Here is a 21640-nt window from a genome sequence, read left to right on the forward strand (position 1 = left end):
AGGTCAAATCTTAAACGTTCAGCGCTCCTGCAGCGACTGTACTTAGCAAAAGCATAATATATAGTATGACAAACACAAAGAAAGTAAGTCTCAGAAAACTGGTAAGAGTTTTACGTAACTTCATTTCTCCAGCTGTTCTATACTGAATATACAGCGAAACACCGACCAGGACGAGCAACGAGACGATAACCCAGCCTGAATTGTTCCCTCCAAGCAGCAGGTTCATAAGTTCGCGCACAGCAAAAACCAGAAAAGGAGTACTTATATATACGGCTCCCCGCAGTGCTTTTCCTTTCCTTGCCGTCCACTTCAAAAACAACATATATAACACAACAAAGATTATAGGAGTTATTATTATAAGCAGCCACGAGACCGAAAGGTCGTTTTCAGGCATCTGTCCCACCTTCTTCCTGCATTTTTCAAACTCTATTGTAGCAAACTTGTAACAGATATAGCAGGTAAAAGTAGTCCATTTGATTCTGAAAATTTTTATACTATAATGTAGTTGGAAGCAAGATTGCCGAAAGGAGCGTCACGGTCGATGAGTATCAGTACAGAAGTGCAGCCTTTACTAATCAACTATAAAACACTCGAGGAGTTTAAACGTTTCAAAGAGTATGGTCTTCAGGAACTTACTATGCTCGAAGATTTACAGAGTAACATCGTGGAAAATAACAGCGAATCTCCTTTTTTCGGGATTTATATCGGTAATGCCATGATTGCAAGAATGAGTCTCTATAGAATTTCCGCTAAATATGATAATTATTTCAATCCCCCTCAGGATTATCTCGAACTATGGAAACTGGAAGTACTTAAAGACTATCAGGGCAAAGGTTACGGGAAACAGCTGGTGGACTTCGCCAAAAGCTACCATTTGCCTATTAAAACGAATCCGCGCATTAACTCTCATGGGTTCTGGGAACGTCTCGGTTTCCAGAAAGCTACTTATAACATGGAAAGAGACCGCGGGGAGAACCCTCTCTTATGGTTGCCTGAGGGAGTGGACGAACAACCGAAAGAAGACAGCTGATATCCAGGAAAGAGCCGTTCAGTGAGAACGGCTCTTTTTTAGCGATAAGCCGTCAGACTTTTATTGATTTTTGCGGCTGAAAAACGCATTCACTGCTTTTTTATGAGCTTCGGACGGCCATAAAGCCGCTGACTGCCGCGTTTCCTCTTCCATCTTTCTGTAAAGTACTGAAGTGTCTATATTTTCCATAAGCTGTTTTTTCCAGAACCTGAGCTGTTCCTTGGAACGATTGGTGAATATACCGAGATCCAGTTCGTTTGCCAACCCCTGGAGCCACCCGAGCTGCTTCGCTTCTTCTGCGTCAATAACCTCACTTGCAGTCAACCAGTGGAAAGCCTGGACCGGAGAAATTCTCTCATAAAGAAGCGCTCCGCCTCCCCATCCGGGTACGATACCAAGTTTTCCCTGAACAAAGCCGAACCTGCTTCCTTCTTTTCCTATTCGTATATCACATGCGGTAGCAAGTTCGCACCCCCCTCCCCTCGCTTCTCCGTTCAAATAAGCGAGCGTCGGCACCGGCAGCGTCGCTATTTCATAAAGTAATTCCTTCATCGGAGAAAGAACCGTATACGCTTCCTCCTCCGACAAATCTCCATGCAGCTCTTTCAGATCTCCTCCCGAACAAAAGGCACGTTCTCCTCTGGAGGTAAGTACAAGTGCTTTCACCTGTTCATTCGCTTTAATTTCTTCAGTAATCTGCCTGAGTTCCATCGTCATTTGTCTGCTGACTGCATTTCTTTTATCTTCCCGGTTCAACGTAACCACAGCCACGTCCTCTTCATAAGTGACATATACCGTTTCCACTGCATCAACTCCCCTTGGTGAGATTAAAAGTCTCTGCTTTCATTCTACATCTTTTTCTGCACATGAAAAGATCGGCGAACAAGACAAAAAAGCATAAAAAAAAAGCCTGCGGTCACAGGCTTTTCTTTATGCTTCGACTACTTGCTTGCCATTGTACTGGCCGCAAGAGCTGCACACACGGTGTGGCTTCGTCATCTCTCCGCAATTTTGACATGCCACCAATTTAGGAGCACTCAATTTTTTATGCGTACGACGTTGATTTTTCACCTTTTTGGACGTTCTGCGCTTAGGTACTGCCATTGCTGTCCACCTCCTTTATAAGTAAAGAGAAGAGCGGTCGATGCCCTCTCTATTTCTCTTTTTCATCTAATAATGATTCCAGTTTAGCTAATCGAGGATCTATTTTGCTTTCAGAGTCCGGTTTCTCGTCCACGACTTCCCAGCCATCTCCTTCTTTCGGAGGGACGACGTCAGGATCATCCGAAAAGACACGATAGGGAACCTCCAATAGCACATTCTCCTTTATATAAGGAGTCAAGTCAAGCAGTTCTCCATGCAGCGGGTGTACTTCCGAGTCATCCTCCTCCTCATAATAAGGAGAAAGATTGAAGTATTCCGTAGCCTGAATATTAAATACGAAAGGAACATCCACCAGCGTTCTGGCACAAGGAAGAATCATATCTCCTTCAATGGTCATCGATACTGATATGTTTTCTCCTTTCATTTCTGCCTGACCGGTTACCGAAACAGGAGAAATTTCCCGGATATCATTTTTGGCATCCTCCAAAGAGGAAAGGTCCACATCCCCTTCAAAATGATAAGGGTTGTCCCCTGCCTGTTTTACTTTTTGTATTGGAAATTTCACGGTCATCACCTCATGACAACAAGAGTAATTTTAAAACCAAATAAACGTTTTGTCAACATTTTTTCTTTACACCATCGCTTATCTTTATCTAATGTTAAGATAGAAAGGAAAGGAATGCAAATATAGCAGGAAAGGAAGATCCTATGCAAGCTTCAGGTATTATCGTGGAATACAACCCGTTCCATCTCGGCCATGACTTTCATGTAACACAGGCGAGGAAACAAACCGGCGCTGACTGTATCATCGCTGTCATGAGCGGACCTTTTCTACAGCGTGGAGAGCCGGCTATAATGGATAAATGGGAAAGAGCGAGATCCGCCCTTCTGCAGTCCGTAGATCTGGTGGTTGAACTGCCTCATTTGTTTGCGGTTCAGCACGGGGACTATTTCAGCAAAGGGGCTGTTGAGACTCTGGACAGGTTGAACGTCTCTTCCATCTGTTTCGGCAGTGAAGAGGGAAACATTGCTCCTTTCGTCAACTCCCACAGTAAATGGAAAGACAACCAGGGGAAATTTGACGAACATTTAACCTCTTTTCTGGATGAGGGGATGTCCTATCCGGAAGCATCACGCCTGGCTTACCGGGCTATCGGCGTCGATGAACTTGATTTATCGCAGCCGAACAACATTCTCGGTTACAGCTACGTAAAAGCAATAAAGCAATTTGCTCCTCATATAAAACCGGAGACGATTACGCGTATTGAGAGTGAATATCACGATGAAATAATCAAAGGGAAAATCGCCAGCGCTACAAGCATTCGCAGAGAGATACATACAAAGGGAGAAATCACGGAAGGAGTAAAACAGGCTCTTCCGGATTCTACAGTACAATCCCTCCATAATTACATAAAAGATAAAGGGAAGTTTCATCAGTTCGAAGACTATTTCCCTCTCATTCAACATCTGCTGTGGACATCCTCCCCCGAAGAATTAAGGCAGATCCACGGAATCGAAGAAGGACTGGAACACCGTCTGTTATCAAGCATCAACAGAAGCAGTTCGTTCCAGGAAATGATGGAGTCCGTCAAAACGAAGAGATACACCTGGACGAGACTGCAGCGCATATTCGTTCATTTAATAACGAATACAAGAAAAAAAGACAGCTATCTTCTGAACGAATCTGTACCATACGTCCGAATACTCGGTATGAATAAACGGGGGAGACAATACCTTTCCGAACAGAAAAAATATATAGAAGTTCCATTAGTGACTCAGCTTAAACAAATCGATCATCCGCTCTTCGACATTGATCTGAAAGCTCAAAGGACCTACCTTTACCCTCTTTCGGGAAATCAAAGAGTAGAAAGTTACCACCGGGAAAAACTCCCCCCTTTATTCGTTTAAACTCCGAATATCTTAGCTTAAACATATTCGATAAAACACCGGCTCTCCCGGATTCCCGTAATGAAGGAAATCCGGAAGAGCCGGTGAAAACTGAACAGGCTTTTAAACGAAGTAAAGCTTTTATTTATTCTTCTTCAAATAGTCAACCGCTTCCTGGAACGTATCCACCGGAACGATCTCCATATCTGTACCGATGTCCTCGGCAGTCTGTGCGGCTATTTTATAGTTGGAATCCTCCGCTCCTTCTTCATTAGGTGCAAAGAAAACAGAAGCCCCTTCTTCATCAGCTGCAACTACCTTTTTGTCGATACCACCGATCTTCCCGACTTCACCATCATAATTTATTTCTCCTGTACCGGCTATTTCTTTGCCGGATGTTAAATCATATTCCGTCAACTGGTCGTAAATCTCAAGTGAAAACATCAGTCCGGCGCTTGGTCCGCCAATTTCTCCGCTTTCGACACTTACTTCCGGATCCACCTCTACAGATCGGTCGGTTACAAGGGATATACCTATCCCCACTTTCTCTTCATTGTCAGGAAAAGGAGCCAGTTCGACTTCCCTTGTCAGCGTCCCTTTCTCTCTCTCGATGAGAAGGGAGACGCTTTCCCCGGCTTTTTTGTTTTCCACGTAGTTAATAAGGTCGCTGGACTCTTTTACTTCCTGACCGTCAACTTCCACTATACGATCACCGGACTGCAGACGATCTGCGGCTGGCATACCTTTTACCAGCTGCATCACGTAAACACCGTCATACTGGATATCGATCTGCTTTCCGGCAGCTTCGTATGCCACCACCTGGGCTGCTTCCTGGGAGGTTTCCATCATCTGCAGTTGCGCGTGGAAGTATTCCTGTTCGGATACACCCTCCGGCCTGACTTCATCAAGCGGCATCAACTCATAATAGGGTCTGAATTGAGCAAGCAGCCACTGAACTGCAGTCGCCTGACCTCCACGGATTGTAACGAGATGCATATCGCCTTCACTTGCGTACCCTCCATCCACTTCTATAACCGGATCAAGAGCCTCGGCGGTACCGGGCTTGTAAACATAGTATGGTAACTGATAAGAAAATAACACAGCAGTTATCAGTGCAGTAATAACAATAGCTATAATCGTTTTTCTGTTCGGACTCATACCCTTACTCCTTCCTTACCTGTACAGAACGTCTGAAGCAGGTCTGCTTTACTGAAACACAAATATATTTTACATCCCGTCGTTTAGGAAGTACAGCAATCCCTGTCACGTAAATAAAAATACGTGAACCCTTATATTTCACACTCCGGGTTCACGTTTACATACTTTTTGATCACCTTTCCTGTCAGGACAGGTGGACGCTCATCTTTTGAAACGTTCCTGCAGAGCCTTTTCCACGACTTCCGGGACAAGCCCGGTAATCTCTCCCTGATATTTCGCTATCTCCTTGACGATGCTTGAACTGAGGAACGAATACTGATTATTCGTCATTACGAAAAACGTTTCAATCTCTTCATTTAATTTACGATTCATTGAAGTGATCTGCATCTCGTATTCAAAATCACTGATTGCTCTCAAGCCTCGTATAATCGCCTCAGCCCCGGCTTCTTCGGCGTACTTCATAAGTAGTCCGCCGTAACTCTCCACCGTCACGTTGCTTATCCCGGCCGTAGACTCCCTAATCAATTTTTTTCTTTCCTCCACAGAAAAAAGCGGAGATTTACTTTGATTATTAAAAACTACGACCCGTACTTCGTCAAACACTCTGGCAGCCCGTTCTATGATATCAAGATGTCCGTATGTAATCGGATCGAAACTCCCAGGGCAAATCGCTAAACCGGCCATATTATCCCTCCTTCTTATAAAACGCCACTCCGATATTAGAGCCGTACTCTTCCTGCTTGAACATAAATACAGAACCTACCTGCTGAGGCAGCGATTCTGACACATCGTGTTCGCACACTATTATAGCTTTTTCCTCGAGAAGTTGATACTCCTGAAGGTTTTTCAGTAATTCTTCATAAGAAAATTTCTTATAGGGGGGATCAAGGAATACGTAAGAAAAAGTGAGCCCCCTCTTTCCGGCTGCTTTCATAGCTCTGTATGCATCGGTTTTAAAGACTTCAGAGCGTTCCTCGAGCTTCAGAGATTTGAGGTTGTCCCATATCGTTTTAATAGCTGCGGGTTCTTTATCTATGAAAACTGCCTCCTCTGCTCCTCTGCTGAGACATTCGATCCCGAGGCCTCCGCTTCCTGCAAAGCAGTCGAAAACTTTGCCCCCGTCAAAGTAAGGACCAATGATCTGGAATATAGCTTCTTTAACTTTATCAGTCGTAGGCCTTGTGTTGTGTGTGGGTACAGAATAGAGACGTTGCCCTTTGTGACTGCCGCTTATTACTCTCATGCTGATCACCTCCTGTTACAAGGTTTTTCTTAATGCTACCATAAAACGTCCTGCAGAAAAATCATCATTCACCGGAACCATGTATTTTTATTTATCGATGCTCCACTCGGTCGTCATTAGTGAAAGGGCTGACCACTGTTTTATATAAACGGTTTATTACAAAGAGCTGGCGTGCTAGAGTAATAATGATGCAGGGAAGAAAGGAGAAATATTTATGAGACAGAAATTCATTGAACTGGGGGAAGGTTACACGGATATCTATGAACTTGTTGAACTGGGGAAACGTATGCCCGCCCGTGTTGAAGCCGCCCTTGCTTTTCACAGCGAAATTGACGGAAAACCGAAAACGTCTCTCGCCTTAATAATGAAGCCGGCCGAAAAGTTTCAGCCCATATATATATGCAGGGAAGGAATACCAAATCCTCATGAGATTCCGAACACCAGGTTCGATCTGTTCAAAGAAATGACGGACGAAATCGGAGTGGAAATTCAGGAATATACGCTAAAACCATCTACGATGTTTCCTGAAACTGATTTATACTATCAGTATCTGATAGGAATATTAAGAAGTAACAAGGCCCTGGCAAGGCTTACGTGATCGTTCATAACTAAATAACCCCGACCAGGTCATTTGTGCCCGGTCAGGGTTAATATATCTATAAGAATGCGTGATCGTAACTATATACCGAACTTATAGTCATATTCTTTAGCTTTATCGGGCTTGGCGTTTTCAAAATCCGTTTCTACCTGCGGTTTCCAGGAAGGTTCCACGCGGAGTACATAAGATAATTTATTCAGTGTCTCCATCTTTTCCTCAAGTTCTTCCCGGTTCACGTAAATAACCGCATATTTCCGTTTTTTGGAAGCGTGAATCAAATGCCCGTATTTCTTCAGGTGACGAACATTTTTCATCTGCTGAAAATAAACGATAATCCCCTGTCTTTTAACTCTCATATTTCACACATCCTTCTTAAGAACAGCCACAGCCGCCGCCACTGCCGCATGAACAGCCGGTGTCTGTGAACACCATCCCGTTCCGTGGGACTTTAATCTGTTCACTTACGCTGAAAGCCACGTCCTGGCTGATATCATCGAGCAGCTTCTGAAGTTCACGTTCAGCACGCTTGTAGCGGGCGACGCTCGGGTGCATATCCATTTCTCTTTTCACACTTCGGATACTTTTCATAATTTTACTGTAATCGGGATGATATCTTCCGAAACGCTGCACTTCTTCATATTGATCTTTCATTTTATTAAAATTACGTATGAGAGTCTGAGCTTCTTCATCTTTGGCAAGGTCGGATTTCGCCTCATAGAACTCTTCCATAACGTCTGATTTCATTATTATCTGGCCTATCTCTTCCGATCTATCCAACAAGTCTACAATTTCCATAGTAGCTAGCATAAAAGGGATTCACCTCCTCCTTTATCATATCAGACTAATACACATAAGAAAATCGTTCTTGAGAAATTCCCCTTTCGCGTGAAAAAGACTAAAATTAACGATAAACCCTTCCGGTTTAATTGCAACTTTCTTCTTTTCATAATAAAATGTTAACTATACATAATTTGTTGTGAGGTGGAGAGTATGAAATTAGAAAACACTGGTATCGAAGATTTAGTACTCGACGTGAAGACGTTGACACGTATCATGGAATCAAACGGGTTTATGCTCGGCGGATCCTGGGACTATGAAAGGGTTACATACGATCATAAAATCGAATCCCCTGAAACGAACATCACTTATTACGTAAGAATCCAGGGGTATGCTCTCAGTGGAGACGTAGATAAAGGAAATGCCGTTATGAAACTTATGACTCCGCTGCTCGGAAAGCATTATTATCCTCATGGAGTCGAGTATGGTGAGGAAGAAGGATTCTCCAAAGATTTAATCGATAAGTCTCATTATTTGATAAGCAAAGTACAGGCTCCGGCAAAAGCGAACCAGACAGACGAGTAATGGATTGGGAGTCGCGCATCGTGAATGATGGGCGACTCTTTTTTCGAACGATTTCTTAAGGGAAAGGAGACACGGCCCCGCGTTGTTTAAACAAATAACTAAACGTCAATGGACATTGATCTTTCTTACAATTATCGGGCTCGCAGCAGCTTATTTCATACTGCCTGTAGCAGTTCCCCTCATAATCGCCTTCATCACCGCCCTATTTCTGAACCCGTCGGTACGCTGGTTTCAGTATAGGTTCCATATAGGCCGGCAATTTGCCGTGTCTATCGTATTTCTCTTGTTTCTTTTACTTCTAGGGCTCGTAGGTACATTCGCCGTAACAAGAGCTGTAGCTCAAATCATACATCTGATTGATAACGCCCCTCTTTATATTTCCCAGCTGAACCAGGTAGTCATCGATTTAAAAGATAATATGAACAACCTTACAGAAATGCTGCCTAAGGAGTTCATTGACGAGACTTCCGATCGTATCGAAGAGAGTTTGGAAAGGTCCACCGAAAGACTTACCGATACATTAAACATAGAAAATGTAACTGCACTGGCAGCTAAAATACCTAATCTGATAGTAAGTCTGCTCGTGTACCTGATCGCTCTCTTTCTGTTTATGCTGGAACTGCCAAGGCTGAAAACGAAAATGCATTCCTACTTGACCGAAGAAACTTCCGAAAAGGTTCAGTTCATGAATGCACGTCTCAGCTATGTCGTATTCGGTTTTCTGAAAGCACAGTTCCAGGTCAGTATCATTATATTTGTAGTTACGCTGGTGGCACTTCTCTTCATTTCACCCGAAGTCGCTATTCTTATGGCTCTGATCACCTGGGCAGTAGATTTCATTCCGATTATCGGTTCCATCGCCATTATAGGCCCCTGGTCCGTTTACATGTACGCTACCGGAGATGTTGCGACCGGAACTCAACTTATGGTGCTAGCTATCGTCCTGCTGGCCATACGACGTACGGTCGAACCCAAAGTCATGGGAACACAGATTGGCCTGTCCCCGCTCGCTACTCTTGTAGCAATGTATATAGGTCTGAAACTGATAGGGGTACTTGGATTTTTCGTAGGTCCTCTCGTCATCATAGCCTTCAATTCCGCTAAAGAAGCCGGGCTGATCAAGTTGAATGTAAGACTTTAATATACCTGTTTCTCACATTAATCTTCACTCGTGAGGAATTTCAGTAAAATGACGTAAATAAATATAATATTCCTCATAAAAAGCGGTCTGCTTGGGGCTTTCCCCCGTACAGACCGCTTTTTGTAATTTTTCCTGAATTTTCTATTTACGCTACCGATCATGTACCCAGAATCGCTTTAATGACGCTGGTCGTGTCTCCCCCGTCATATATAATATATAGCAGAAGATAGACGGCCACTCCGGTTATCGCAGTAAAAAACCATATGATACTGGTGACCGGTCCGATCTTGCGATGCTTTTTAATATTCCGTTTAAGCGCAAGGATGATCGTGATAATACCGAACACCGCTCCGGTTGTCGCAAGCGTTATATGGAAAATCAGAAATACCGTATAATAAATCTTGTATTCCTCAGGTCCTCCAAAGCTTGTATTTCCGACGAAGACGGTCCGGCTTACGTAAATTATGAAAAATATCAGAGCGCTGAGTGCAGCTGCAAGCATAACTTTCTTATGAGCTGATCTTTTATCATTAGCTATGAGAATCCAGCCGATCCCCACCAGAACAGCACTTAGTACAATAAAAGTTGTACTAATTGTCGGCAATAAGGGCATTGTTATCTCTCCTGTACATATTCATTTTGTTCCATCGTTACTTCCGGTATAGGATCGATTGTATTTCGTTCCTTGTTGAACCATGAGAAAAAGATGTGCCCGATGATAGCCGCAAAAATAACTTCCTGCATTATTTTCATGATGATCCCGCCAAGCTGCTGATCCTGCAGCAGAGGCATGGACGTAAAGAATTCCGGCCCGTTCAGTGAACCTGCCAGCCCTTCAAGAACTCCGGTAGGTACACATAGACTGAGAGCGTCCATCCAGGCACCGGACTGCGTATATGTCGCATACAGCGGAGCATCAGAGAAAATAATCAGAGCACATGCAGGGGTCAGTAAAACACCACTTCCGAAAATGATGCCTATCTTCAGTAAAGGTCCGAGTCTGTCTACTCCTTCCGTAGGAGGGAAGACGGATACCCACATACAAAAAGCGAAGAAAAGGATAGTGGTGGAAAAACCGGCGTGGACGATTTCGTTCGATTTGGCGAAATCAAAAACTGCAGGCACGTGGTACATGGAAAAGAAACCGCTAAACAGTAATAGTGACAACAACGGTTTTGTAATGAACTTCAGAAACGGCCGTATTACCGGACGGTCAAAAATTCTTCTCCAAACCTCACCCGGCACTCCATTAATGATCAGAAAAGGAAACACGAGATAGTACAGAGCCATCTGGGTCATATGAGCGGCAAACATGATGTGCGCCATTAGATCTATGGGAGACCCTTTAACTATGTAAAGGAGCACTAAACCTGAGAAAAACGTGATCTGTTGGAAACCTGTCGCTTTCTCCTTATCATTACGCCGGCCCGGCCCTGTCAGATAAAAGTATACCAAAGCAAGTACGGCAACGAAAATCATATAGAAAGGGCTCCACAATGCCCGGAATCCGAATATTTGTAATTCTAACCACATCTATCTCACCCCTTAAAATAACTTGCTACCTGTTATTTTAAATCACAACGTTCGAAAATAATAGATATATACCCTATTGTTTTCTAAAATGTCAAATTTGCTTAGTTGAAGTTCTTTCTCTGCACATCTTTCAATTCCTTTCTTCTCCCCAAATATTATGTCAGTCTTCTCAGGAATTTAGCTGAAGGAAAAACGGATGTGGAATTTATATACTTTTACACGAAAAAACCGGAGGAGAGCCCCCGGTTTTTGTTTTACCACCAAATGATTGTAGTAAAAGCAATAATAGTTGCAAGTGCAATTGTCATTCCGCCGAACATGATGATGGTCGGCATGAAATGCCCTTTGTTCTTCATATGCATAAAATAGAACAACTGGAATGCTACCTGAACTCCAGCTAGTAAAAGAAGTGTCGGTTTTATGAAATAAGAACTGATGTCCAGGATTACCATACTAAAAGCAATAAGGGTAAACAGGATCATGAGCGCAAAAGTAATGACCTGCTGCACCATTTCTTCTTTGTTCTCATCTTTCCGTACATTCAATTTGTGCCTTGATACGTTCTCCGTACGTTCCGACATCGCTTACCCCACCTTTCCTAGTAGGTATACTACGGTGAAAATGAAGACCCACACTACGTCAATGAAGTGCCAGTAAAGACTGGATATATAGAATTTAGGTGCGTTATACAAATTCAAACCGCGTTTCTGGTTCCGGATCATCAATGAAGTTATCCAGAAAAGACCAAATAGAACGTGTCCTCCGTGGAAACCGACCAATGTATAAAACCCGGATCCGAAGGCAGAAGAACGGAACGTGAATCCGTATTCGTGGATATAGTGGTAAAATTCATAAATTTCGCATCCAAGAAAACCAAGTCCCAGAAGTACTGTAACTCCCAACCAGAGCTGCATTTTTTTGAAATTGTGGTTCTTCATATGGTACATAGCATACACGCTGGTCAAAGAACTTGTCAGCAGCAGCATAGTCATTATGAAAACAAGCTCTAGCCCAAACAGGTTTTCGGGAGTGTTGTCGCCGGATGTAGATCCGGACAGAGCCAGATATGTTCCGAAGAGAGAGGCGAAAAGTACCGTCTCTCCTCCGAGGAACATCCAGAAACCGACAAATTTATTTTTTCCTTCAAGGGTGGCTTTTTCCGGATCATGGGGCATATGTTTTGGATTTAAAACGTCGTCATGACTCATTCTTTGCCATCCCCCTTTTCAATAAGATCTTCTTTATGAATATGATAACCGAGATCATCTTTGAACGATCTGGTGAACATGGAAGCGAAGAAAAGTCCCATGCCGACAGCAACTGCTATAAACCACAGTTTGTTGTCTACCTGATAAATAAATCCGAAGCCTGCAATAAACAGACCCATTGACATCAGGAATGGAAGTATAGAGCCATTAGGCATGTGAATATCACCAAGCGGTTCCGCAGGAGTAATACCTTTTCTTCCTTCCATCTTCTCGATCCATAATGGATCCAGTCCACGTACGAGTGGAGTCTGTTTAAAGTTATAAAATGGAGGTGCAGACGGCAGGGACCATTCGAGAGTACGACCGTCCCAAGGATCTGCAGAAGCTTTAGGTTCCTTAATTGCTGTATAAATTACGTTATACAGGAATATCAGAGTTCCGATAGCCATCAGGAAGGCACCTATTGTACTGATCAGGTTACCGGTTGCAAGACCCTGACCTTCGAAATATGTCCAGTAACGTCTAGGCATTCCCATCAGTCCCAGGAAGTGCTGGATAAAGAATGTCAAATGGAAACCGATGAAAAATGGCCAGAAACCTAAGTGACCCAGTTTCTCGTTCAGTACTTTTCCGAACATCTTCGGCCACCAGTAGTGCATAGCCGCAAATAGACCAAATACTGTACCACCGACAATAACGTAGTGGAAGTGGGCAACCACGAAGTATGTATCGTGATACTGGTAGTCGGCTGCTGCTGAACCGAGCATTACCCCAGTCATACCTCCTATTGTAAATGTAGGTATGAATCCGAGTGCCCAGAGCATAGCGACACTTAGTTTAATACTTCCGCCCCACATGGTAAACAGCCAGTTAAAGATCTTGATTCCTGTAGGTACGGCGATCGCCATAGTAGAAACTGCGAAAATAGAGTTTGCAATCGGACCGAGTCCTACTGTAAACATGTGGTGGGCCCAAACCATGAACCCTAGAAAACCGATCAGCACTGTTGCAAATACCATTGCCGAGTAACCGAAAAGTCTCTTCTTAGAAAATGTAGAGAAAATATCACTGAATGCCCCGAACACAGGAAGAATCAGAATATAAACTTCCGGGTGCCCGAATATCCAGAATAAGTGTTCCCAAATGATTGCGTTTCCTCCGGCAGTTACGTCGAAGAAGGCAGAGCCAAACATACGATCGAACATCATAAGGAATAGACCTACTGTAAGAGCCGGGAACGCGAAAAGAATCAGGACGCTGGTAATGAATGTTGTCCAGGTGAATAGCGGCATACGCATATAAGTCATACCAGGTGCTCTCATGTTAATGATCGTTACCAGGAAGTTAATACCACCGATCAGTGTTCCTGCCCCCGCTATCTGAAGTCCCATTACGTAATAATCCACTCCGTGGCCCGGAGATGTCGAGGATAACGGTGCATAGTTAGTCCAGCCCGCATCCGGCGCTCCTCCAGTGAACCAGGAAACGTTCAGTAATAGACCTCCAAATAAAAACAGCCAGAAACCAAGGGAGTTAAGGAAAGGAAACGCTACGTCCCTCGCTCCTATCTGCAATGGTACTACGGCGTTCATCAATGCAAATATAAGTGGCATGGCAGCCAGGAATATCATCGTAGTACCGTGCATCGTAATCATTTCGTTGTAAAGACCTGCTGAAATAAAGTTACTGTCCGGCTGCATCAGCTGGATACGTATTATCAGCGCTTCGAGGCCGCCGATCAGGAAGAATAGACCTCCGGCGACCAGGTAAAGGTGCGCAATTTTTTTGTGGTCAACCGTTGTAATATAGTCCCAAATCATAGCACCAATGCCGCGCTGTTGTACAATCGCATTACTCACACTATAACCTCCTTTTTAATTATTTACTTCTTGCCGGAAGAGCCATTAACAGAATCAGGAGTTACTTCTGAATGGTCTAACTGCATTAAGTAGTCAGCTATTTGTTGTGCTTCTTTTTCAGATACGTTGTAGCCTTCCATTTTGTTGCCAGGTTTGAACTGATCCGGATCCATTATCCAGTCTACAAGGTTTTCTTTGTTGTGATCCAGAATACCGGCAATTTTCGTACGGTTTCCGAAGTTGCTGAGGTTTGGCCCCACACCTGCCGGAGAGTTACCTATGGCGTGACAGCCCATACAGCTGTTTTCGAAAGCTTTTTTTCCATCTTTAGCTGAAGCGGTTTCAGGTGTCGCTTCCGGGTCAATGTTCTGCATATCGGAAACCCACTGATCATACTCTTCGGAACTTACTGCGACTACTCTGAAGTCCATTAACGAGTGCGACTGACCACAAAGTTCGGCACAGTGTCCCCAGTATACCCCTTCTTCATAAGCTTCTAAGTACATAGTGTTTTCGTTATCACCAGGGTTTGTGTCCATTTTACCCGCGATGGAAGGCACCCAGAATGAGTGGATAACGTCACTTGATTTCATATCTAAGTATACGCGCTCTCCTGTCGGAATATACAGATCCTGACTGGTCGATATTTCCTGATCAGGATAGTTAAAGTGCCACCAGTACTGGTTACCGGTTACTTCCACAGTAATCAAACCGTCTTCCTCACGCGGTTTTTCGTCTGCAAGGTCGAAAGTGGCCTGTACAGTCGGCACTGCCAGAATAAGGAGAAGCAGTACCGGTATAACGGTCCAGATAATCTCCAGCGATTTGTTACCCTCTGTCTGTTTAGGGATATAGTTCTCCTCACCCTTTTTACGACGGTAACGAATAAGTACGAAAATATAAATAGCCATGACGACCACGAATACGAAAGTCATAATCGCAAGACTGATCACCATAAGATCAAGTAATAGATCTGCCCCGTACCCTTTGGGCTTGAGTGCACTCAGGTTCTCTTCCCCGCACCCGGCAAGGAAAAGTACCAGCACACTAAAAATGAATACCGGACGAAGCTTGCCCATCCAACCTCTCATGTGTAATACCTCTCTTTCTTTTTTGTATTTGAAAGTATATTAATGTGAACTAGGTTTTCACCTAATTTCAAACGTAAGGAAATGGCATAGTTACCAGCACCATTGTAAGGAATAGAATTGTAAGATAATTAAGGGAGTACACAAACATCCATGTAGCCCATTTCTTATCATCTTTCATCACAAAACCGGCTAATGCCAATACGAGCCAACCTACAGATAATATATAAGCGACTGTCAGGAAGACTCCGCCTAAAGAAGCAAGATATAAAGGTAAAGGCAGAAGACAGGCGACATATACGACTATCTGTCTTTTTGTCATCTCAAATCCTTTGACTACTGGAAGCATCGGAACTCCTGCTCTCTCATAATCATCTTTCTTTTTCATAGCAAGTGCCAGAAAATGGGGCGTCTGCCATAAGAACATGATAAGAAACAGCATCCACGCTTCCATACGAAGACCCGGCTCAATAGCAGCCCAGCCTATCAGCGGGGGGACGGCTCCGGAGAAACTACCTATAACCGTGTTCAAAGTATATCTTCTTTTGGACCACATCGTATAAAGGATTACGTAAACGATCCATCCGAACACTCCCCAAAGTGCTGCCTGCCAGGAAGCGAGTGTCAAAACGAGAAAACCGGCTGCTGAGGTGACCAGCCCTCCGATTAAAACAGACTGTAACGACATCGTCCCTGTTACGGTAGGTCTGTTTTGCGTACGATCCATAATCGGATCGATGTCCCTGTCATACCAGTTGTTCAGAATACATCCGCCTGCAATAACAAGCGCAGTACCAAGGAGTGTCCACAGAAGCGTGACCCATTCTGTCACAATACTTGCCCCGGTGTAGTACAAAGCGAGCCAGAAACCCGCAAAAGTAGTGATCAGGTTCGAATTGATGATTCCGACCTTTATTAAACTTTTAATATCTTTTACCAGGGAAGTCTCCCGGTTCGCTTCTTCTTCCATAACGTGAGCAGACGTAGAATCGACTGTCCTCGGATTGTCCATCACTTGATATTCCTCCTCCTGCCTTTTGCTCAGTACACAAAAGTTACAGAAATATTAACCATTGCCACAAAAAACGTCAAATTAATTGTATCACGGAACCATATTTCTATCTATTCAATTACTATAAATTTATACAAATGTGACGTAGTTGTGAAAAAAGTATGTAAAACCTATGTAAATGTGAGGACATATTCATTTTTACCATTACACGACTATTTTTGCAAGGAGACTTTTCATAAATACAGCCCGGCACCTGAAGCCGGGCTGTATTCTATTCAAATTCGATAAGTAGATCTCCCACGTGAATAGTTGCATTATCTGTTACGTGAACGGCTTTAATCGTTCCGTCAAAAGGAGCCTGTACAGTCGTTTCCATTTTCATAGCCTCTGTCACCATCAAATGGTCCCCTTTAGTGACCTTTTCACCTGCTGCAGCCATAACTTTTACAGCAGTACCGGGCATACTGGCTCCGATATGCTTTTCATCTGATTTGTCCGCCTGTGGTCGCACGGCTGTAGTGGCAGTAATGCTATTGTCTTTTACAACTACTTCCCTCGGCTGTCCGTTAAGCTCAAAAAATGCAGTTCTGGTTCCGTCTTCCTGCGCTTCACTTATGGACACCAGTTTCACTATCAAAGTTTTCCCTTTTTCGATGTCTACTGCAATTTCTTCGCCCAGTCTCATTCCGTAAAAAAAAGTGGGAGTGTTCAGCATCGACATGTCCCCGTACTGATCAAGGAATTTCTGATAATCCATGTAAACTTTAGGATAAAGTGCATAGCTTATCATATCGAAGCTTGTTACTTGACGGTCCAGCTTATGGAACAGCGTCTCTTTCAATTCTTTGAAGTTAACAGGGTCTAAAAATTTCCCCGGCCGATCTTGAAGAGGCGTTTTTCCTTTCAGAACGAGGTGCTGGAGTTCGGCAGGGAATCCCTGGTAGGGCTGGCCCAGATACCCTTGGAAAAATTCGATGACACTGTCCGGGAAATCAATCGTTTCCCCTTTATTATACACGTCATCTTCGTTCAGATCATTTTGCACCATGAACAAAGCCATGTCCCCCACAACCTTTGAAGAAGGGGTCACTTTAACGATATCCCCGAACATGTTATTCACCCGTCTATACATTCTTTTGACTTCATCCCACCGGTCACCAAGGCCTACGGCTTTAGCCTGCTGCTGAAGATTCGAATACTGCCCGCCCGGCATCTCATGTTCATACACTTCAGTATGAGGGGCACGCAGACCGCTTTCAAACTCTTCATAATAATCCCTTATATCTTCCCAGTAATGTCCGAGTTTCTCATAAGCTTGTATATCCAGTCCGGGCCTTCTGTCACTGCCTTCGAGAGCATAGTACAAACTGTTGGCACTCGGCTGGGAAGTCATTCCTGCCATTGAACCTGCAGCAACATCCACTACGTCAACTCCAGCCTCAACTGCTTTTGCATACGTGAAAATACCATTCCCGCTTGTGTCGTGGGTGTGGAGGTGCACAGGAATGGAGACTTTCTTCTTCAACGCACTTATCAGCTGGTATGCAGCTTCAGGTTTAAGGAGTCCTGCCATATCTTTTATCCCTAAGATATGAGCACCCGCCTCTTCAAGTTCGCCTGCCAGTTCAACATAATAATCCAGGTCGTATTTAGAACGGTCCGGATCGAGAATATCCCCGGTATAACACATGGCGGCTTCCGCTATTTTACCTGTCTTTCTGACGGCTTCGATGGCAGGTTTCATACCTTCCACCCAGTTTAGACTGTCGAAAATCCGGAAGACGTCTATTCCTGCATTCGCACTTTTCTCTACGAATTCTTCAATCAGGTTATCCGGGTAGTTTTTATATCCTACAGCATTGGAGGCACGGAGCAGCATCTGGAAAAGAACATTCGGAGCTTTTTCCCGTAAGTTAAGCAGCCGGGACCACGGATCTTCGTTCAAAAAGCGGTAAGACACATCAAACGTAGCTCCTCCCCACATTTCTAAGGAAAAAAGTTCGGGCAGAAGACGTGCCGTAGGTTCTGCTATCGTTTCGAGGTCTTTTGTTCTCACCCTGGTGGCAAGCAGCGACTGATGAGCATCCCTGAACGTCGTATCAGTAAGAAGTACTTCTTTTCGTTCTTTCAGCCAATTCATCAGTGCTTCCGGCCCTTCTTCATCCAGAATCTGTTTGGTACCTTTCGGAAATTCATCAGTGCGCGGAAGTTCCGGGACCCGCGGATCTGGATAGTCAGGTTTCTTTCTGCCGCCTTCTCCATCATATCCGTTCACCGTTTTATCAGCTATGTGCTGCAGCATTTTGGTGCCGCGGTCTTTTCTTTTCGGAAACACGAATAGTTCAGGAGAATTGTCAATAAATGTGGTGCTGTATTCGCCCTTGATAAACTGCGGATGTTGAATAACATTTTGCAGAAAAGGAATGTTTGTTTTGATACCACGAATTCGGAACTCTTTTAAATTTCTGACCATTTTTTGTGCAGCCTGTTCAAATGTAAGGGCCCAGGTAGACACTTTTACAAGTAAGGAATCGTAGAACGGGGAAATCACCGCACCCTGAAATCCGTTACCTGCATCCAGACGTACTCCGAACCCTCCTCCGGTACGGTAGGCCATGATTTTTCCGGTGTCAGGCATGAAGTTATTCAGCGGGTCTTCCGTCGTAACTCTTGATTGAATAGCGTAGCCGCTCGTAACTAAGTTTTCCTGGGATGGTATCCCTATGTAACTTTCAAACAATGGATGGCCTTCCGCCACTTTGATTTGAGTCTGAACGATATCAATTCCTGTTATCATTTCAGTGATTGTATGTTCCACCTGTACCCGCGGATTGACTTCAATAAAGAAAAATTCTCCATCGGCAACCAGAAATTCCACAGTTCCGGCATTCACATATCCAACATTCCGCATCAGCTTGACAGCTGCGTCACAAATATTCTCCCGCAGTGTGCCGGCCAAGGACATACTCGGCGCCATCTCAACCACTTTCTGATGCCGTCGCTGCACGGAACAGTCGCGTTCATAAAGATGTACCACATTTCCATCTTCATCACCGATGATCTGGACTTCGATATGTTTAGGATTTTCAATTAGTTTTTCGACGTAGACTTCTTCACTGCCAAACGCCGCTTTCGCTTCTCCTCTGGCTCTCTCGAAAGCTTCCTCGAGCTCTCCGGAAGTCCGGACAATTCTCATGCCGCGGCCTCCGCCTCCCATAGAAGCTTTGATTATAATCGGATATCCGTGTTCTTCGCCGAATTTTTGTACTTCTTCCACTCCGGCTACGGGTTTGTCGGTACCCGGAATCAGTGGAATATCAGCTTTTTGCGCCTGCTCTCTCGCCTTCACCTTGTCACCGAACATTTCAAGCTGCCTGCTCCCGGGGCCTATGAATTTGATATCTTCCTCTTCACAGCGTGTTGCGAAATGGATGTTTTCAGACAAAAAGCCATAGCCCGGGTGAATGGCATCCACCCCTACTTCCTTGGCCACTTCTATGATATTTTCGATATCGAGGTAAGCGTCGATCGGTTTCTTTCCTTTCCCGATCAAATAAGCTTCATCCGCTTTATATCTGTGATAAGAGCCTGTGTCTTCCTGAGAATAAACCGCCACTGTTCTAATATCGAGCTCAGTACATGCACGAAATACCCGGATAGCAATTTCCCCGCGGTTAGCGACGAGTACTTTTTCGATCTTCCTTAATTCTGCCATGATTTCACTCCTCGATTTTTATTGATGGTTCTCCCCTTGAACTGGCCGGGTTCTTTTTCCCTCACTTCTTTCTCTTCATTGAAGCGAACCCCTCTGGCTACACTGTTCAGCATCCCTGCGGCGAGCATGAATATCAGCAGAGCCGACCCGCCATAACTTACAAAAGGAAGAGGGACCCCTGTTATAGGAAGCAATCCGCTCATAGCACCTAAATTAATTATCGCCTGTATAGCGACCATGGAAGATATCCCTATGGCCAGTAAAGAACCGAAAGGATCTTCGCACTTCTTAGCTATATAAAGCCCCCGTAACACGAAGAGAGCCAGAAGACCAAGAGTGATCACCACTCCAATGAATCCCAGTTCCTCGGCAATGACCGCCATAATGAAATCTGTATGAGGTTCAGGCAGGTAACCCAACTTCTGGACGCCCTGCCCCAGTCCTTCTCCTGTCAGACCGCCACTGCCAATAGCTATATAAGACTGGATCAGATGATAACCGTCCGCATCCGGAGTCTCAAACGGCTGGTAGGCGCCCGTAAACCTGGAGGCCCGCTCATCCGTTATCATCTGCTGGCTGGCAAGTACCGTGACCAGCACTATACCGCTCACTAAAATCATTACGTGCTTCATTCTGATCCCGGAAGAAATTACGACGCTTGCAGCTATCATTGCTATAACAGCGGCTGTTCCTATATCAGGCTGCATGATGATTAAGCCGAGCAGCAGCGAAGTCAAATACAAAGGTGGAAGAACCCCTTGAGTGAAATTATCTATGTAGGGCTGCTTTTTTGCGTATACAGACGCTAAATAAAGTACCAGTCCGACTTTCACAAATTCGGCGGGCTGGACACTGAACCCCCCGAATACATACCACGACGTTGCGTTGTTCCTCGTCTCTCCGAAAATGAAAACTCCTACCAGTGACAGTACCATAATAAGTACGGTAAGTTTAACGAACCTACGGTACTGCCTGTACGGGATGAACGCCGCTACCAGAAAGACTGCCAGTCCGATCACCGCCCACTGCAGCTGTTTAAGCAGGAAGTGGTTCGGTTCTACTTCGAATTTAACAGGTGCATCCACCATGCTCGCACTATAGATCATCACTGTGCCGAATCCTATAAGTACCAGTGGTGCGAACATTAAAGTGAAATCTAATGATTTCCATATTTTCATATATCTCATCCCTTAACTAAAGCCTTTTAATATTCTGAAAACGTATATGTAATAAAAAACTCAAATTACAACTGAAGGTCGCAATTTGAGCCTTTACTTATGACCGTTGAGATGCTTCATGTAAAACATTCAGCTGTTTTTCCAGGTTGTCGAGAAGCTCTTTGCCCTCTTCTTCGGTTATAAGATTCAACCTTGTCGCAAAATTGATTTCCCGCGACAATCCGAACATCTGGGTATCCAGTACCTCTTCATATAACGGGCACTGGGGCATAGTCAAATTATCTATTTGTACTTTAATTAATTGAAGAATTTTATCTGCGTCCGCTTTAAGAAGGGCATATGCTTTCTCCCGCTGATCAACTGCTACATCAGACAACATTCAACTCCCCCCTCTTCTGTATTCTTTCATTTAATATTATCGTTTATCAGGGTGAAATGCAACATAACGATCACTGAATCCTTACCTATTATAGCAAAAAAATAAAAATTCAGCGACAGCGGGGTCCAATTTAATGAAATACCGG

The 21640-nt window shown here is 44.2% G+C and carries 24 protein-coding genes; 5 read left to right on the forward strand and 19 right to left on the reverse strand.

Features of this window, described 5'->3' with window-relative positions; translation table 11 throughout:
* Positions 1-10: 10 nt before the first annotated feature.
* Positions 11-394 (reverse strand): DUF3397 family protein, encoded by a 384-nt coding sequence (locus AAV35_RS07585; RefSeq protein ID WP_008589738.1) that lies wholly within the window; start codon positions 392-394, stop codon positions 11-13.
* Between the two features lie 147 nt (positions 395-541).
* On the opposite strand from AAV35_RS07585, the gene AAV35_RS07590 reads away from it, so the two are divergent.
* Positions 542-1030 (forward strand): N-acetyltransferase, encoded by a 489-nt coding sequence (locus AAV35_RS07590; RefSeq protein ID WP_008589736.1) that lies wholly within the window; start codon positions 542-544, stop codon positions 1028-1030.
* Between the two features lie 60 nt (positions 1031-1090).
* Here AAV35_RS07590 and AAV35_RS07595 read toward each other — a convergent pair whose 3' ends face one another.
* From AAV35_RS07595 to AAV35_RS07605, 3 genes are all read right to left on the reverse strand, one after another.
* On the reverse strand, positions 1091-1834 hold the full coding sequence (locus AAV35_RS07595) for an enoyl-CoA hydratase/isomerase family protein (RefSeq protein ID WP_008589735.1): 744 nt from the start codon (positions 1832-1834) through the stop codon (positions 1091-1093).
* A 126-nt stretch (positions 1835-1960) separates the two neighbouring features.
* Positions 1961-2134: a 50S ribosomal protein L32 gene (rpmF, locus tag AAV35_RS07600; protein ID WP_008589733.1), complete on the reverse strand. Its 174-nt coding sequence runs from the start codon at positions 2132-2134 to the stop codon at positions 1961-1963.
* Positions 2135-2183: 49 nt separating this feature from the next.
* Positions 2184-2699 carry a YceD family protein gene (locus AAV35_RS07605; RefSeq protein WP_008589731.1) on the reverse strand — a complete coding sequence of 172 codons (516 nt, stop codon included), beginning with the start codon at positions 2697-2699 and terminating at the stop codon, positions 2184-2186.
* 143 nt (positions 2700-2842) lie between these two features.
* Between AAV35_RS07605 and AAV35_RS07610 the strand changes: the two genes are divergently transcribed.
* Positions 2843-4042: a nucleotidyltransferase gene (locus tag AAV35_RS07610; RefSeq protein ID WP_008589729.1), complete on the forward strand. Its 1200-nt coding sequence runs from the start codon at positions 2843-2845 to the stop codon at positions 4040-4042.
* Between the two features lie 120 nt (positions 4043-4162).
* Here the strand turns inward: AAV35_RS07610 and AAV35_RS07615 are convergent, their stop codons facing one another.
* The 3 genes from AAV35_RS07615 to rsmD form a co-directional block, all read right to left on the reverse strand.
* Positions 4163-5179, reverse strand: coding sequence for a SepM family pheromone-processing serine protease (locus tag AAV35_RS07615; RefSeq protein WP_008589727.1), 1017 nt, complete (start codon positions 5177-5179; stop codon positions 4163-4165).
* A 201-nt stretch (positions 5180-5380) separates the two neighbouring features.
* Entirely contained in the window at positions 5381-5863 is a 483-nt protein-coding gene (gene coaD / locus AAV35_RS07620; protein ID WP_008589725.1) for a pantetheine-phosphate adenylyltransferase, read from the reverse strand.
* A gap of 1 nt (position 5864) precedes the next feature.
* Entirely contained in the window at positions 5865-6422 is a 558-nt protein-coding gene (gene rsmD, locus AAV35_RS07625) for a 16S rRNA (guanine(966)-N(2))-methyltransferase RsmD (RefSeq protein ID WP_008589724.1), read from the reverse strand.
* Positions 6423-6636: 214 nt separating this feature from the next.
* Here rsmD and AAV35_RS07630 point away from each other — a divergent pair, with 214 nt between their 5' ends.
* Entirely contained in the window at positions 6637-7020 is a 384-nt protein-coding gene (locus AAV35_RS07630; protein ID WP_008589722.1) for a DUF7147 family protein, read from the forward strand.
* A gap of 80 nt (positions 7021-7100) precedes the next feature.
* Here AAV35_RS07630 and AAV35_RS07635 read toward each other — a convergent pair whose 3' ends face one another.
* Together AAV35_RS07635 and AAV35_RS07640 are read right to left on the reverse strand one after the other, a co-directional pair.
* Complete coding sequence (locus AAV35_RS07635) at positions 7101-7376, reverse strand: YlbG family protein (protein WP_008589720.1); 276 nt, start codon at positions 7374-7376, stop codon at positions 7101-7103.
* 16 nt (positions 7377-7392) lie between these two features.
* Positions 7393-7827, reverse strand: coding sequence for a YlbF/YmcA family competence regulator (locus AAV35_RS07640; RefSeq protein WP_008589718.1), 435 nt, complete (start codon positions 7825-7827; stop codon positions 7393-7395).
* A 183-nt stretch (positions 7828-8010) separates the two neighbouring features.
* Between AAV35_RS07640 and AAV35_RS07645 the strand changes: the two genes are divergently transcribed.
* Together AAV35_RS07645 and ytvI are read left to right on the forward strand one after the other, a co-directional pair.
* A complete protein-coding gene (locus AAV35_RS07645; RefSeq protein ID WP_008589716.1) occupies positions 8011-8382 on the forward strand; it encodes a YugN family protein in 372 nt (123 codons plus the stop codon).
* Between the two features lie 82 nt (positions 8383-8464).
* Positions 8465-9523: a sporulation integral membrane protein YtvI gene (gene ytvI / locus AAV35_RS07650; protein ID WP_008589714.1), complete on the forward strand. Its 1059-nt coding sequence runs from the start codon at positions 8465-8467 to the stop codon at positions 9521-9523.
* A 157-nt stretch (positions 9524-9680) separates the two neighbouring features.
* On the opposite strand, the gene AAV35_RS07655 is transcribed toward ytvI, so the two are convergent.
* The 10 genes from AAV35_RS07655 to AAV35_RS07700 form a co-directional block, all read right to left on the reverse strand.
* A complete protein-coding gene (locus tag AAV35_RS07655; RefSeq protein WP_008589712.1) occupies positions 9681-10136 on the reverse strand; it encodes a DUF420 domain-containing protein in 456 nt (151 codons plus the stop codon).
* A gap of 2 nt (positions 10137-10138) precedes the next feature.
* Entirely contained in the window at positions 10139-11056 is a 918-nt protein-coding gene (gene ctaG, locus AAV35_RS07660; RefSeq protein ID WP_008589710.1) for a cytochrome c oxidase assembly factor CtaG, read from the reverse strand.
* A 254-nt stretch (positions 11057-11310) separates the two neighbouring features.
* A complete protein-coding gene (gene ctaF, locus AAV35_RS07665) occupies positions 11311-11637 on the reverse strand; it encodes a cytochrome c oxidase subunit IVB (RefSeq protein WP_008589709.1) in 327 nt (108 codons plus the stop codon).
* Positions 11638-11640: 3 nt separating this feature from the next.
* Positions 11641-12264 carry a cytochrome (ubi)quinol oxidase subunit III gene (locus tag AAV35_RS07670; RefSeq protein ID WP_008589707.1) on the reverse strand — a complete coding sequence of 208 codons (624 nt, stop codon included), beginning with the start codon at positions 12262-12264 and terminating at the stop codon, positions 11641-11643.
* A complete protein-coding gene (gene ctaD / locus AAV35_RS07675; protein ID WP_143023809.1) occupies positions 12261-14084 on the reverse strand; it encodes a cytochrome c oxidase subunit I in 1824 nt (607 codons plus the stop codon). The genes AAV35_RS07670 and ctaD overlap by 4 nt, the downstream gene beginning before the upstream one ends.
* Before the next feature lie 62 nt (positions 14085-14146).
* A complete protein-coding gene (gene coxB, locus AAV35_RS07680; protein ID WP_008589703.1) occupies positions 14147-15214 on the reverse strand; it encodes a cytochrome c oxidase subunit II in 1068 nt (355 codons plus the stop codon).
* A 67-nt stretch (positions 15215-15281) separates the two neighbouring features.
* Positions 15282-16223, reverse strand: coding sequence for a heme o synthase (gene cyoE, locus AAV35_RS07685; RefSeq protein WP_008589701.1), 942 nt, complete (start codon positions 16221-16223; stop codon positions 15282-15284).
* Between the two features lie 271 nt (positions 16224-16494).
* Positions 16495-19938: a pyruvate carboxylase gene (pyc, locus tag AAV35_RS07690; protein ID WP_008589699.1), complete on the reverse strand. Its 3444-nt coding sequence runs from the start codon at positions 19936-19938 to the stop codon at positions 16495-16497.
* On the reverse strand, positions 19926-21116 hold the full coding sequence (gene ftsW, locus AAV35_RS07695; RefSeq protein ID WP_008589697.1) for a putative lipid II flippase FtsW: 1191 nt from the start codon (positions 21114-21116) through the stop codon (positions 19926-19928). The genes pyc and ftsW overlap by 13 nt, the downstream gene beginning before the upstream one ends.
* A 97-nt stretch (positions 21117-21213) precedes the next feature.
* Positions 21214-21495, reverse strand: coding sequence for an Fpa/YlaN family protein (locus tag AAV35_RS07700; RefSeq protein ID WP_008589694.1), 282 nt, complete (start codon positions 21493-21495; stop codon positions 21214-21216).
* Positions 21496-21640: the final 145 nt, after the last annotated feature.

Origin of the sequence: Salimicrobium jeotgali (assembly GCF_001685435.2) — a bacterium.
GTDB lineage: Bacteria > Bacillota > Bacilli > Bacillales > Halobacillaceae > Salimicrobium > Salimicrobium album.

Coding starts and splice junctions, on each gene's coding strand:
- AAV35_RS07585 (WP_008589738.1), bottom strand. CDS start 394: ATGCCTGAAAACGACCTTTCGGTCTCGTGGCTGCTTATAATAATAACT.
- AAV35_RS07590 (WP_008589736.1), top strand. CDS start 542: ATGAGTATCAGTACAGAAGTGCAGCCTTTACTAATCAACTATAAAACA.
- rpmF (WP_008589733.1), bottom strand. CDS start 2,134: ATGGCAGTACCTAAGCGCAGAACGTCCAAAAAGGTGAAAAATCAACGT.
- AAV35_RS07610 (WP_008589729.1), top strand. CDS start 2,843: ATGCAAGCTTCAGGTATTATCGTGGAATACAACCCGTTCCATCTCGGC.
- AAV35_RS07615 (WP_008589727.1), bottom strand. CDS start 5,179: ATGAGTCCGAACAGAAAAACGATTATAGCTATTGTTATTACTGCACTG.
- coaD (WP_008589725.1), bottom strand. CDS start 5,863: ATGGCCGGTTTAGCGATTTGCCCTGGGAGTTTCGATCCGATTACATAC.
- rsmD (WP_008589724.1), bottom strand. CDS start 6,422: ATGAGAGTAATAAGCGGCAGTCACAAAGGGCAACGTCTCTATTCTGTA.
- AAV35_RS07630 (WP_008589722.1), top strand. CDS start 6,637: ATGAGACAGAAATTCATTGAACTGGGGGAAGGTTACACGGATATCTAT.
- AAV35_RS07635 (WP_008589720.1), bottom strand. CDS start 7,376: ATGAGAGTTAAAAGACAGGGGATTATCGTTTATTTTCAGCAGATGAAA.
- AAV35_RS07640 (WP_008589718.1), bottom strand. CDS start 7,827: ATGCTAGCTACTATGGAAATTGTAGACTTGTTGGATAGATCGGAAGAG.
- AAV35_RS07645 (WP_008589716.1), top strand. CDS start 8,011: ATGAAATTAGAAAACACTGGTATCGAAGATTTAGTACTCGACGTGAAG.
- AAV35_RS07655 (WP_008589712.1), bottom strand. CDS start 10,136: ATGCCCTTATTGCCGACAATTAGTACAACTTTTATTGTACTAAGTGCT.
- ctaG (WP_008589710.1), bottom strand. CDS start 11,056: ATGTGGTTAGAATTACAAATATTCGGATTCCGGGCATTGTGGAGCCCT.
- ctaF (WP_008589709.1), bottom strand. CDS start 11,637: ATGTCGGAACGTACGGAGAACGTATCAAGGCACAAATTGAATGTACGG.
- AAV35_RS07670 (WP_008589707.1), bottom strand. CDS start 12,264: ATGAGTCATGACGACGTTTTAAATCCAAAACATATGCCCCATGATCCG.
- ctaD (WP_143023809.1), bottom strand. CDS start 14,084: ATGATTTGGGACTATATTACAACGGTTGACCACAAAAAAATTGCGCAC.
- coxB (WP_008589703.1), bottom strand. CDS start 15,214: ATGAGAGGTTGGATGGGCAAGCTTCGTCCGGTATTCATTTTTAGTGTG.
- cyoE (WP_008589701.1), bottom strand. CDS start 16,223: ATGGACAATCCGAGGACAGTCGATTCTACGTCTGCTCACGTTATGGAA.
- pyc (WP_008589699.1), bottom strand. CDS start 19,938: ATGGCAGAATTAAGGAAGATCGAAAAAGTACTCGTCGCTAACCGCGGG.
- ftsW (WP_008589697.1), bottom strand. CDS start 21,116: ATGAAAATATGGAAATCATTAGATTTCACTTTAATGTTCGCACCACTG.
- AAV35_RS07700 (WP_008589694.1), bottom strand. CDS start 21,495: ATGTTGTCTGATGTAGCAGTTGATCAGCGGGAGAAAGCATATGCCCTT.